At 40.7% G+C, this 12,723-nt stretch carries 13 protein-coding genes; 3 read left to right on the top strand and 10 right to left on the bottom strand.

The genetic code is table 11. The features are described 5' to 3' along the window. Nucleotides 1-366: 366 nt before the first annotated feature. Nucleotides 367-1,962 carry a helix-turn-helix domain-containing protein gene (locus GNF10_RS30050; protein WP_185581668.1) on the top strand — a complete coding sequence of 532 codons (1,596 nt, stop codon included), beginning with the start codon at nt 367-369 and terminating at the stop codon, nt 1,960-1,962. 185 nt (nt 1,963-2,147) lie between these two features. Here the strand turns inward: GNF10_RS30050 and GNF10_RS30045 are convergent, their stop codons facing one another. Beyond that, entirely contained in the window at nt 2,148-3,125 is a 978-nt protein-coding gene (locus tag GNF10_RS30045) for a sucrase ferredoxin (protein ID WP_185581667.1), read from the bottom strand. 1,036 nt (nt 3,126-4,161) lie between these two features. On the opposite strand from GNF10_RS30045, the gene GNF10_RS30040 reads away from it, so the two are divergent. Further along, nucleotides 4,162-4,932: a Mut7-C RNAse domain-containing protein gene (locus GNF10_RS30040; RefSeq protein WP_185584415.1), complete on the top strand. Its 771-nt coding sequence runs from the start codon at nt 4,162-4,164 to the stop codon at nt 4,930-4,932. A 4-nt stretch (nt 4,933-4,936) separates the two neighbouring features. Here GNF10_RS30040 and GNF10_RS30035 read toward each other — a convergent pair whose 3' ends face one another. Continuing rightward, nucleotides 4,937-5,158 (bottom strand): hypothetical protein, encoded by a 222-nt coding sequence (locus tag GNF10_RS30035; protein WP_185584413.1) that lies wholly within the window; start codon nt 5,156-5,158, stop codon nt 4,937-4,939. A gap of 111 nt (nt 5,159-5,269) precedes the next feature. Between GNF10_RS30035 and GNF10_RS30030 the strand changes: the two genes are divergently transcribed. After that, complete coding sequence (locus GNF10_RS30030) at nt 5,270-6,241, top strand: ROK family protein (RefSeq protein WP_185584411.1); 972 nt, start codon at nt 5,270-5,272, stop codon at nt 6,239-6,241. A 49-nt stretch (nt 6,242-6,290) separates the two neighbouring features. Here the strand turns inward: GNF10_RS30030 and proB are convergent, their stop codons facing one another. The 8 genes from proB to GNF10_RS29990 all read right to left on the bottom strand — a co-directional run bounded on the left by proB (nt 6,291) and on the right by GNF10_RS29990 (nt 12,586). Next, nucleotides 6,291-7,394, bottom strand: a complete 1,104-nt coding sequence (proB, locus tag GNF10_RS30025; RefSeq protein WP_185584409.1) for a glutamate 5-kinase — start codon at nt 7,392-7,394, stop codon at nt 6,291-6,293. A 273-nt stretch (nt 7,395-7,667) separates the two neighbouring features. Next, a complete protein-coding gene (locus GNF10_RS30020; protein ID WP_185584407.1) occupies nt 7,668-8,207 on the bottom strand; it encodes a YqeG family HAD IIIA-type phosphatase in 540 nt (179 codons plus the stop codon). 53 nt (nt 8,208-8,260) lie between these two features. Further along, the gene (locus GNF10_RS30015) at nt 8,261-8,887 is read right to left on the bottom strand and encodes a hypothetical protein (RefSeq protein WP_163931720.1); all 627 of its coding nucleotides are present in this window, start codon (nt 8,885-8,887) and stop codon (nt 8,261-8,263) included. A gap of 206 nt (nt 8,888-9,093) precedes the next feature. Further along, complete coding sequence (locus tag GNF10_RS30010; RefSeq protein ID WP_012407134.1) at nt 9,094-9,666, bottom strand: DUF3727 domain-containing protein; 573 nt, start codon at nt 9,664-9,666, stop codon at nt 9,094-9,096. 141 nt (nt 9,667-9,807) lie between these two features. After that, nucleotides 9,808-10,284 carry a Holliday junction resolvase RuvX gene (gene ruvX / locus GNF10_RS30005; RefSeq protein ID WP_185580980.1) on the bottom strand — a complete coding sequence of 159 codons (477 nt, stop codon included), beginning with the start codon at nt 10,282-10,284 and terminating at the stop codon, nt 9,808-9,810. Then, the gene (locus GNF10_RS30000; protein WP_185580981.1) at nt 10,284-11,522 is read right to left on the bottom strand and encodes a GNAT family N-acetyltransferase; all 1,239 of its coding nucleotides are present in this window, start codon (nt 11,520-11,522) and stop codon (nt 10,284-10,286) included. The genes ruvX and GNF10_RS30000 overlap by 1 nt, the downstream gene beginning before the upstream one ends. Nucleotides 11,523-11,743: 221 nt before the next feature. Next, nucleotides 11,744-11,950 carry a hypothetical protein gene (locus GNF10_RS29995; protein ID WP_012407131.1) on the bottom strand — a complete coding sequence of 69 codons (207 nt, stop codon included), beginning with the start codon at nt 11,948-11,950 and terminating at the stop codon, nt 11,744-11,746. 144 nt (nt 11,951-12,094) lie between these two features. After that, entirely contained in the window at nt 12,095-12,586 is a 492-nt protein-coding gene (locus GNF10_RS29990) for a hypothetical protein (RefSeq protein ID WP_179071752.1), read from the bottom strand. Between the last annotated feature and the right edge of the window lie 137 nt (nt 12,587-12,723).

Below are 12,723 nucleotides of genomic sequence, written 5' to 3'. Positions count from 1 at the left end.
AATCAGATGAAGTTAAATCGCACCAGGCTTAAACATGTTCTCAAAACACTTTATGGTTAAACTAAAATGCTCATTTAATACGTAATTAAATGAAGATTAAGATATCTTTCTAAGCTCGTTACGAACAAATTAATCATTTTTTTTATGAAATGTATAGTTAATAAATAAGTTTTGTCAGGCTCGGTTTAAAAGCCTTAAACAGCTTCCAATTGGATGCCGTCAAAATATGGATGTGGGGAGTGAATATGGTGAGAATAATTTTTTCTCGCCAGAAAGATTATGTGGTAGCGAGTCATGAATAGACAGGACTCATCCAGGGGAGACCTGAGACAGACATCTCAACGATTAGAGTGGGAAAAGAGCCTTATGCCTTATACAATTCCTAACAACAGTTGCGTTGGATGTGACAACTGCCGCCCCCAATGTCCTACGGGTGCAATCAAAATAGAGGACAATGAATATTGGGTTGATCCTGGTCTTTGTAATAATTGTGAGGGCTATTATTCCGAACCGCAATGTGTAATAGCTTGTCCAACTAATTCTCCCATTCCTTGGCAGGCAAAAAAGGGAAGATGCAAAGTTGAACCAAGAGATGCTAGCAGCTTAGACTTGTTTTCTAACGGCAAGAATAATCCATTTGCTTCTGCGATCGCAATTTGGGAAGCGTGTAATGTACTAGGACAACGCACATCGCTACATTGGGAAACCGATGAAGACGGGTATTTATGTTATAGCCGACAAGTCAATCAAGGACGAGGTGCGATCGCCTTTCACATCCAAGATCCATTCCAAGTTAATGACAAAGCCACCGATATAGCAGCAATTGAAGGGCTTGATATCAGAGCCGCTTGCATACATCTAATTTTTGCAGGTTATGCTACAGCTTTAGATCAACCTTGGGAGCAAGAATTTGCGATCGATGAACGACAAATTGAGAAATATTTGGGGATGGAGAAACGCAAAGACTTGAGCAAAGCTGCCAAGCTAGCCTTAATGAAAAATCTTGTCCAGCAAGCTTGCTCTCTAATTATCTCCATTAACTGGCCCCAACAAGGTCGAATTAACGGACTCTCTGTTACAAACAGTCGCTTATGGCACTTAGTAGATATTCAGCACCACTTTCAAGAAGACAATCACGGATGCAAACATCTGATTGGGTTAACTTTTAAAGTCAAAGCAGGCTTATGGGCGCAATATTTCTTAAACAAACAAGCGTGTAAAGAGCGAACTGCATTCTATCAATATGGTAGTCTTCCTAAAACGCTGCTAACCACAGTTATGAGCATTTGGCAGCAACATGAAGGCGCAGTTCGGTTAATGCTGTGGTTGCTGTTTAAAACCAAAATGGGCAAAGAACAACGCATTACCATTCCTACCTTGCTGCGTATTGCTTACGGTGAAGAAAAAGTTGCCCTTGCATCCAGACAACGTGAAGAACGCAAACGTCTACTGCGAACCTTTGAAAGCGACTTGGAAATTCTCAATCACTATGGAATGAAGCCGCTTTTCGATCCAGTTACTTACCCACCAGAAATTCAACCTTTGTGGGCGAAATTAATTGATCTTCCAGAAGATCCAGATGAAGCATTAGAATTTTGGACTAACGACGGTGGTTCTGAAACTCGCCTCACAGACACAGGCCCCCGTGGTAAGTGGAATCTGTTAATGAATGCGCGGATTTTAGCTTTTGAACTCCCACCAGAATGGGAACAGCAAATCTCAGAATCGGAAAAAAAGCAACGGCGAACTGCTAAAGCCAAAAAGAAGCCCAAAGCTACAAACGATTTACTAGGTGAACAGATTTTGCAGGCGCGAAAAAATTTGAATCTTTCTCAAAGAGAATTGGCAAAACTCACAGGTAAAAGCCAAAGCTGGATTCGAGATATCGAAAATGGTCGTTTAAAAGCCAAATTAGAAGACCAAGTACTATTACGAAAAGTCTTAAATATGACTTCATCTTGATTTGGAATTTAAACGCAGAGGGACGCAGAGGAAAGCACAAAGGGACGCAAAGATTTTATTAAGAATTTGTGCAACGTTATACTAAATATAGTATTTAATTAATTCGTAGCGAACTAAACTTAGCAATACTCTGCGTTACTCTGCGCTTCCCTTAGCGTCCCTCTGCGTTTAAAAATCATCCATTTCTATGTACTATAACTCATCACCTTACTAGAGGTAATCCAAAAACTACCAACAGCATATTTAGTAACTACCAACTCTCGTGTAGCATTGCATGAACTTTTGAGTTGTTGAGTCTTGGTTTCATCTTTCACAAGTTTAGCCTGGTAAGTGTAGAAAGAACCACAAGGTTGTTCAAAACTAAGTTCAGCTAAGATTGTACTATTATCTAAACTTTGCTCTAAAATTTTACCTGCAACTTTGTAATTAAACCAATCCCACCCTTTATAAAGAATTAACTCTCTTTCCAAAACCTGAAGTGCAGTAGGTAGAATTCCCCAGCCTCGATAGACTTTATGTAAACATTGAATATCACCAGTACGAGTCAAAATCGATCTAAATGAATCTTGATCGAGACGACCATAGTATCTTCCTTCTGGCAAATCTATAACTGTTGGTGCAAACCGATGGCCACCAAAGTGCGATGATTTCCAAATTCGCACATTATCTAAGCACAAATCAGCATTTTTCGCTGTTACATGAAAGTAAAAAGGAGCGCCATATCTAGCACAACACTTATCATGGCTACCGTGGGTACAAATTAAAATGTCTCTAGTTGTACTAGTTTCTACTTCAAAATTAGAATCGATACCCCATATCCACTTTTGGACAACTCCTGCTACTTGCTCAATATTTGCTAGCTTAAACTCTTGCTTATGGTATCCATTACTTAACCCCTCTTCTTTTTGATAAATTAAAAGCGTAGTGTGATTTACTTTGTGTGAAACATCATTAGCAATTAAAAGAAATCTAATCGGTAATTTAGCACGCTTTACTTCCTCTACCAAAATCCTCAAATTCTGAGGCACCCATTTGGAATTTAAGGCTTCTGATGTCCAAGGTAAAGGACACTCAACTAAAATATAAGTTTGATAATTGGTGGCGCTACCAATAACATCTTCTCCTACTTGCCGTGAATCGTCAGAACAAAAAAAAGTATTCATCTCGCTGTACTCATTAGCATATTTTATGGACAAAAGGTATTACCAAATACATTTGTGTTCTTCACTACAATATCCTTGGCTAAAAAGGATAAAAAAGAACAATATTCATTTCCCTATTAAAATTAGGTAGCCACTTTATAACATCATTATTCATCGAGGTCTTTCCGGTTAATAAATTCTCCACAATAAAGATAAATAGTGTCAAGATAGATTTTTCCGTATGAGCGACGTTAGTTTTGTATCTAGTTTTATTGTTATTTGGTATTTTATAAATTTTCACTTGCTGAAACTCGGTTTTTATGAACTTGCTTTCTTGGGTAAAATTAAATAAATTCAATCTTGTACATAAACGCAAACCTACTTGGAGAGTTACCAAGGATTAACTTGCTGGTAATATCAATGTAGCCGATACTACAACCAAAAACATTGCTGGCAATAAGATACTTGTTTAAAGTTTTGCTGAAGCTATTTATATAGTTAGTTAGCAATCCTGTTTTTACATATAAAAATCTAGTCTTTTGTTTTTCTTGTAAAAAAAATATTCCTAAAGAGCGATGCGGAATCACACAATAGAAGTTCAAAAACTTTTCTTCCCTATTTGCTTTTAATATATCTATAAATTTACACATATTGCGAATAATTCTCAATTAAATTGGAAAAATAAAAACAACCAAAATAGGGATAAATCCTTTAGTGTCCCATATTTCATGCGTGATAAATCAATGTTGAAAACTAGCGACCAATTATTAACAGCGTCACTGAGATCAACATGAACAAACTTGTTATTTACCTTCTTACCTAATCTAACTTTCTGAAGCTCATGTCAGAGTTTGATGATAGGCATCTGATTTGACTGTAACTGAACTCAATAATAAATGCAAGTATTTGAGAATCTTTATAGTTTCAATTAAGGTAAATGGGCATTTTATAGTAGAAATACCTCACTTTAACAAGTATTGATTTTTTCAATACAATAGATAGAGTTTTGCAATTGTGACAAATTCTTGCCAGTAGGGTAATCCAAATATCTGTGGCTATGGCGATCGCATATTTCTACTTCCATGCAGAATTGAATCATTTTTTACCACGGCATCACAAGCAGGTGAAAATATCTCATTTTTTTGAGGAGAAAGCTTCAATTAAGGACATGATTGAGTCGTTAGGTGTCCCTCATCCCGAAGTTGATTTTATAAATGTTAATGGTAAATATGTAAATTTTTCTTACATAGTTGCGGATGGAGATGCTATCAATGTTTATCCAATTTCAGCTAGGAGTGTGATTATACCAAGCATTTCTGTTTTGCCAAAACCGCTCAGTATTATCCGCTTTGTTTTAGATATTCATTTGGGGAAGCTGGCGACATCGTTACGACTTTTAGGTTTTGATACTTTATACCGCAATGACTACGAGGATGATAATTTAGCCAAAATATCCTCTAGCCAAGGGCGGATTATCTTGACTCGTGATAAAGGTCTATTGATGCGTAGTTTGGTAACGCATGGGTATTACGTAAGAAATACTAACCCTCAAGAACAAATTATAGAAGTACTACAACGCTTCGACTTATTTAAATTAATTGCACCATTTAAACGGTGTTTGCGTTGCAATGGATTATTAGAATCTGTAGATAAGCAATCCATTATTGAACAAGTGCCAGAAAAAGTGCGATGCCTACGGCGGCAAGCTACGCAAGTTAATGAATTCCAGCGTTGTCAAGACTGCGATCGCATTTATTGGAAAGGTTCCCATTATGAACGATTGCAACAGTTTATTGATGGAGTACTCAATTCACAAAAAGGTGAGTAAATATTTACCCAGCTGAGATATTCCCACTAATTATTTGACTACCCCCGATTCTGGGATCTCCATCTTCACGATTCAAATCATCATGAGCTGGATTTAGCTTACTCTCTCCACTAACTTCTTCTGGTTCAATGGGATCTGCCTCTTGAGCTTTATCTATATCAAGAGAGCGAGGAGTTTCTTTAGCATGAGAGAAATCGATCAATGGATCGGGTTGCTCAGTATTCATGAGTTGCTAAATAATAGTGTAGTTTTTTCTAGTGTTAAATGTATCTTGAGTGCAAACATCTTTCTTTAGAAAGAAACTACGTTGTGTGATGGCATAAGAAAAGGTGAGTGAATGACATTAATTTTAGCTCTCGATTTTGGCGGCACTAAGCTGGCGGCAGCATTGGTAAATATTGGTTCGAGAAAGTGGTTGCATTATGAACGTCGTCTCTCGCCAGCCAATGCAGATGCTAGCACTGACTTGGAAATTATGCGATCGCTCATTTACTCGCTGCTAGAAGACGCAAAACCTGCTGCGATCGGTGTCAGCTTTGGCGGCCCGGTTGATGCTTCCACAGGGACGGTGCGACTATCTCATCATGTGGCTGGCTGGGAAAATATTCCTCTCAAAGCTTTGTTGGAGGATGAGTTTGGCGTTTCTGTTGGTGTAGATAATGATGCCAATATCGCTGCTTTGGGTGAACACCGCTTTGGTGCGGGTCAGGGATACGATAGCTTGTTTTATATAACTGTCAGCACTGGTGTGGGTGGTGGTTGGATACTCAACGGTAAGCCTTGGCGGGGTGCTAGTGGGATGGCTGGCGAAATTGGACATATTGTTGTAGATCCGGCTGGGCCAGTGTGTTTATGTGGGAAGCGGGGATGTGTGGAACGTTTGGCTTCGGGGCCTTATATGGCGCAAAATGTTAGGGAAATTTTGGAAAACGAACCGCCAAGTCGCCAAGTACGCCAAGGAGGAGAGATTTTGAGGGGTTTGGTGGGGGATAATTTAACTTTGCTGACGGGGCAGTTGGTAAGTGAGGCGGCGGCTGCTGGGGATGATTTGGCGAAGGAAGTTTTGCACAAGGCTGCTTGGGCGCTGGGTGTGGGTATTGGTAATGTAGCGAATTTGATGAATCCGCAGCGCTTTGTGTTAGGAGGCGGTGTGACGAAGGCGGGGGAGGATTTTTGGCGGGTGGTGCGTCAGGTGGCGCGGGAGACGGCTTTACCGGAGGTTGATTTTGAAATTGTACCGGCGGTGCTGGGTGATGATGCGCCTTTGTGGGGGGCTGTGGCGATCGCTTCTATTATGCTAGAGGCATAAATTGTTTACTCTCGCGATTAGTAGTCACGAAATTTATCTTATTTCTATCCTAAATCAAAACCAAATTATCTCGATGAATCACCGTTTCCACACCCGCATAGCCTAAAATTGCGGAAATTTCCCGCGAATGACAGCCACGAATTTTTTGCAATTCATCGCTGTTGTAATTCACAAGTCCTCTAGCAATTTCGTTACCGTTGGTATCACACAATTGCACTGCGTCTTGTGTGCGAAACTCTCCTTCTACTAGCTTAATTCCAGCAGCTAATAACGATTTTCCCCCAAGAGAAATTGCCGCGATCGCACCTTCATCTAAATACAATTTACCCAGAGGTAAAAGTCCGTAAGCTATCCAACGTTTACGCGCCGAAGTTGGTTCTGGTTGCGGTTCAAAATGCGTCCCAATCAGTTCACCTTGGATAATTTTTTCGATATTCCGGGGAAATCGCCCTTGGGTAATTACGGTACGTACTCCCGCAGCGATCGCAATTCTCGCAGCCGAAATTTTTGTCACCATCCCACCAGTACCCCACTGAGAGCCTTGGGAACCTATTTGTAATTCAGCTAATTCTTTAATGCTACTAACTAGAGCGATCGGCCGCGCATCTGGCACGGAACGGGGATCGGCTGAGTATAGCCTATCAACATCGGTGAGCAAAAATAGCCAATCTGCTTCTACTAAGCTGGCAACCAATGCCGAAAGAGTGTCATTATCACCAAATTTTAGTTCGTCTATCGCTACGGTATCATTTTCATTGACTATGGGGATCACTCCCAGCCCAAGTAATTCCTGAAAGGTGTTGTAGGCATTGAGATAGCGGCTACGCTGTACTAAGTCGCTCCGTGTCAGTAATACTTGAGCGATCGCCTGTTGCAAGGTAGTAAATAAATCATCGTATATCCGAATTAACCTACCTTGTCCAACTGCTGCTACAGCCTGTTTGAGTGCGATCGCTTTAGGACGTTCAGTTAACCCCAACCTTGCACAACCCACACCCACAGCGCCAGAAGAAACCAAAATTACCCGGTGTCCCTGGGTTCTCAAATGGCAAAGTGTTTCCGCCAAGGTAGCAATAGTGGAAAGTGCTAATTGTCCCGTTTCTGGTTGAGTAAGGCTAGAAGTACCGATTTTGACAACAATTGTTTTAGTCATTAGTCATTAGTCATTAGTCATTAGTCATTGGTCATTAGTCATTGGTCATTAGTAACTAACGAATGACAACGGACAAAGGACAAATGGCTAAATAAATTGTAAAGCGCCAATCCCTCTATAGTGAAGGCTGACGCTTTACGGGTGTATATTTACTTAGTATGAGTTAGGGTCTTTTTTGGCTGACCCCATGTTATTAATACTTATGATCCCCGATTTTTGGCTTCCAGTAAGATTCCTTAACCATTTCTTTAGATTTACTTTCCTGACGATTTTTTAAGTTTTGTGAATCTTACTTTTCTTGGGGGTAATGGAGGCTCCTAAGATTTCAGATACCCAAACTTCAAAGTTGCGGACGGGATGAGAGCGGAGGGCTGCGTCTGCATGGACAATCGGTTCAACTAGAATGGTAAACATCCCCAGGCGATTACCTGCGATGACATCGGTAAATAAGCGATCGCCTACCATCCCCACTTGATGCACTGGTAGATCCATTGTTCTGACTGCTGCCCTAATTTTGCGTCGAGAGGGCTTGGCTGCACCCAAATAGTAAGGTAAATTGAGCGATCGCGCAATTCCCCCAATTCGTGCTTCACTCAGGTTGTTACTTACCAAACACAATGCAGTACAGGTACGAATTTGTTCTACCCACTCTCGTAGTTCTGGGGAAGCCATCCCTACTGTAAAAGGTACTAAGGTTTCGTCTACATCCAACACCAGCCCTTTAAGCCCGTATTTGTGAATAATATCTGGTGTTAGATTCAACACTGAACCTTCTAAAATCAAGTCAGGTTGCAAAAGGTTGTTCCAGGCCATAGTCAACAGTCAAATTTAAATAGCTCAGACAAATGAGCATAACCCAATATAGTTTAGTTAGTCGAACTGCATTCTGGAATATCTCCCTGAACATTTTGAGATAAAATCCCTAATATCTTATCTATCTCTTTGATGTAATAATTACTCAAATCAATAAATATATCGTTTTCTTCTAACTTCAAAAACTTCCAAATATCCCCTGTAGTTACTGCGCCGTAAATTTTTCTGATTTCATTGCCTTCTTGTTGATTAAACAATTGTGCTGCCAACATTGCGGCCGCACATTGACCTAATCCACCTTTAATATTTTCATTTTTGGCTTCAATAATAACCACTACAGGTACATTAATTGTTAGTTGCTCTTTAGAACGACTGATGATAAAGTCACAATAGCCATTCAGACCGTTTTCTGCATCTACATTAAAATCTGTTCCCGAAAATAAACTAATTGGATAATTAGCCCTGCGTCTTACCTCCAACAAGATCGGAGTGATAATCATTTCTGAACGAGCTTTTTCAGTATTAATTGCTAAAGCCAGTTCTGTAGTTTCTTCTAAAGAATTTTTGAGTTTCTCACTTGCCTGTAAAGGTTCTATGTCGGCACATAAATCAGTTTCTTCATCGATGCGGATGCTGAATGACTTTTTAAATTTACTTAATGTAAAGTCGCTATAAGCCATTTTCAGCACCTCATGGTAATTTTTTATTTTGGATTAAAAATCCTTGCTAAAATGCTTTTTTCAGGATTTTAAACAACACAAATTACCCCAATTTTGTGTCAATATTTCATTGCTTCCAAATTTAATGGGATATGGTAAAAGGTTTAAGTAGATTTCGATTAAAATAAAAATTCAAAATGAAAATGTAACATTTTGAATTTTTATTTTTATTCTACTTCATTAAAAAGATGTTCCTCTAACAGGGGTTGCACTTTGCGAAACTCCTCTGGAGAGAGTAATTCCGGTTCACCTGTTTTTGTTATCCGTGCAAAAAACAACAGGGGATCGAGTGGTGTATAAATTGCATACTCCTGATCTTCATCATAGAAGCTAGCAAGTAGCTGTAATTGCTCTGGATCTAAATCTGCCTCTTCGTCTTCAATTTCTAAGGTGAAAAGTTCTGATTCTTCAACTGGCGGTAAATCACCTGCAACCGTCAAAGCATAAGCTGTGTTCTTCAATATCAGATTCTGCTCAGATAGTACAGCTTGGGCAGTGGCAAAAATTTGCTCAATGATGTTGTCGTCTTCTACCAGAACCGCTTCTTCTTCCTCATCGTCGCCTTCCCAAGAAAAAATCTCTACAGGTGAGTCTACAGGAAGAAGTAAAACGTATTCTTGTCCATCAACCTCAAGGGAATGCTCTACATAACATTCGAGCGATCGCCCTTTTTCATCGGTTAAAGTGATGGAACCCGCATGAGCGTTATCATTTTCTTCAGGAAATGGAGGAGAAAACATAGCCGAAATGTAAAAATTTAATAAATACCAGCAAGTTGAGAAATCGCTTAACTATTTAATGATATTTTTGTCAACAAAATAGCTTTACACGTAGATACAACTGCTAGCTAATCGTTTTTCAGAATATCATGTTAAAAGGTATCAATATTCAATAGCCGCAACTGAACTGCGGGAACTAGCACGCTTAACATCCAGCCATTGTTGCAAAATCAAAGCGGCTGCCTTGCGGTCAATCAAAGCTTTATGGCGTGATGGAGAGCGGTTTTCAGCAATTAGCAGTTGCTCTGCTTGAAATGAAGTTAATCGCTCATCCATATATTCCACAGGCAGTTTCAAGGCTTTACTAAGTCTTGTAGTAAATTTTTGAACTTGACGCGCTTGAAATCCTATAGAACCATCCATTGAATAAGGTAAGCCCATAACTAGGATTTGCACCTCGCGTTCATTAACTATTTGCCGGATTTGCTCGACATCCTGCTCAAAAGATGTGCGCTCAATTGTGGTGATCCCAGTGGCAATTAAACCCGTGCGATCGCACCCAGCCACACCAATCCGCTTGCGACCAAAATCTAGTCCCAAAGCTGAAATAAAAGGTTTTGGTTGCTCTTGGGATATCACTAATTCTCCTGCTCTACATCTGCTGATTCAGGAATCGAAGACGCTTCTATGCTTGGGTTTTTTACCGGAAAGTTAATCGGTTCTGACTTGATTGGCAGTGGTTTATCTGAGGATGGCAATTTTCCTGGTTGTATCCATGACATTCCACCTGGTATAGGTTTACGTGCTGGTTGTAAACCTTGTAGCATATCAGTCCACTGAATTCCTTCTAACGAGACGAATTTAGACTCACGTAGCTTGTGCCATACCGAGCGAGACATAACTAATGTATGTTTTATGCGTTTTGCGCCAATTCTTTCCAAATACTCTTCTCGCTCTGCCTGATAGTCAGAGGAGGCTAGTTGTAAACCTTGCTGAGGAAAATCTTGGGCAATCCGAGCCAGTTGAGATAACAATTCTGGATACAGCCAGGTGTAAGCAGGATGAACTGTCAGCGTTGCAGAGTGGGGAACTTCGCCCTTCCGGTCAAGTTGCACCTGAAAATAGCCGATCGCAGCTTTGCGTTGGGGTTCAAATACATAACCACTGACTACTTCTGTTTTCGTCAGCCATTGCTTCACTGCATCAGTCAGAGCGCCGAATAAACTGGTTTTGAAGTCGCGGGTATTTCTGTCAAAAACCTGACGTACCAGAGGTGGCATAGATGCCGTATCTAGTTGATATAGCAACTGGGCATCAGCATTACTCACTGGCAAAAGGTTGGGTAAATCTGGCTCTGCTTGTGCCAATTCAGCCAGTAATTCTGGCCCAATTTCCCAATACGTCATTTCTGCCAGACGCTGGAATCCATTTTGGCGATATAGTGCCAGCGCCTCTATGTCATTGATGTTAACTTCCAGTAGCCAAGTGCGAGCTTCCAAAATCGATTCAAAGCAATGACGCAAAAGTTGCGAACCAATTCCTTGTTTATCGACACCACGCTCTAACAGCACTTGATCGATGCGCCAAGTGCTGCGTGTCCGGTTAAAGGGTGACACTTGAATCATTCCTAAAAGCATCCGCCCTTGCTCTGCCACATAAGCACAGAGGCGATACTGGAGTGGGTTAGGAAACCAACTCAAAAACTTGAGTAATCCATACCAGCGACGCAGCATGAGCATCTGGCTGATGGCAAAACCTGCTCCCTGGGGAGTAAGGGCTGCGAATGACTCTTGAGTTATGCGCTCAATTCCGTCCAAATCCCGGTATTGGACTGGTCGGATAACAACGCTAAGGTTTCTGGGAAGTAATGAAGTCATTTTTATTCGAGCCGCTATTTAGCCTTAACTAACTGCTCTTCAAAGGAACTGCTGCAATAATATTAACTGCTTTCTGCCCTTTACTAGTGCGTCAAAAGTGTGATTTGAGTAATTTAATACTTAAAAAAGCAGAAAAGCAGACCTTGTGAGAACACCATTGGCGTTAACGTAACAACATCTGCCTTTATTTTATTTGAATTTTGATTAAAATTTGTATATATTTACAGCCCTTGTCGAGAAACTAGCTTTTCAAAGTGGGCTTGGGTTTGATGGAGTAATTGCTGGCGACTATCTACCAGTGTTTGTTTCAGGGATGGAACAAGATTGCGAGCTTGCAGAGTCATGTGAAGTTGCAGGTTGGCAACATATTCACTGAAATCTTGATTCACTTCATCTGCGCCCGCATCTGTTAATAAATTTGATTCCATTGCCACTGTGTTCTCCTGTGTTAATCCTGTGCTATTTCTCTTCATGAGAAAAAATTATCATGTTGTTTGGACTAACTTCTTAATTTGCAATGAAGTTTAACGCTTCTTAGGGATAGCGATCGCAGCAGGGCTTTATTTAGCCCATTAAAATCTCAAACCAACACCACCTTGTACGGAGATAGCTGTGCCACCGCTATCACGGTAGGCATCAAAAGCAATGATGGCGTTGCCAAAAAGCACAGTATTGCTATTTGGGATCATATAATCAATGCCTGGTTGTAAAGCAAAGCTGATTTTGTCGCCCACAGGAGAAGATCCACCACCACCAGCCAAGACTAACCCAGCACCCAGGTAAGCATCAGCTTGCCAGTTAAGGGGAAAATCGTAAGAAACCGTTGGCACAACTGCTGTATTATTACCAATTAACACTTGGGCACGCAGTGAAAGCGGTGCTTCCAAAAGCTTGTAGCGCCCAGCTATTACTCCCCCAAATTGGATACCATCAGTAAAACCAACTGTGGGGCCTATACCTACATAACTGCCATAAGCTACTTGAGCTTGTGCTGGTTTAGTAGTCGCCAGACTCAAGACCAAGCTAGCCCCTAAAACTGAAACCAAATATGGAATATACTTCATAATCGACTCCTCACACCATTTTGTTATTTATCATTGGGCATTGGGCAAAACAGTTCTGAGTGAGGAGTGCTTTTAGCGGTAGCGGGGCGTTTAGCCCGTGAAGAGTTAGGAGTTACGAATTCTCCCCCTGCTTCCCC

Origin of the sequence: Nostoc sp. UCD121 (assembly GCF_014222285.1) — a bacterium.
Lineage (GTDB): Bacteria > Cyanobacteriota > Cyanobacteriia > Cyanobacteriales > Nostocaceae > Nostoc.
The sequence above is the reverse complement of the archived record's forward strand: the minus strand, read 5'-3'. Positions and strand labels throughout refer to the sequence as shown.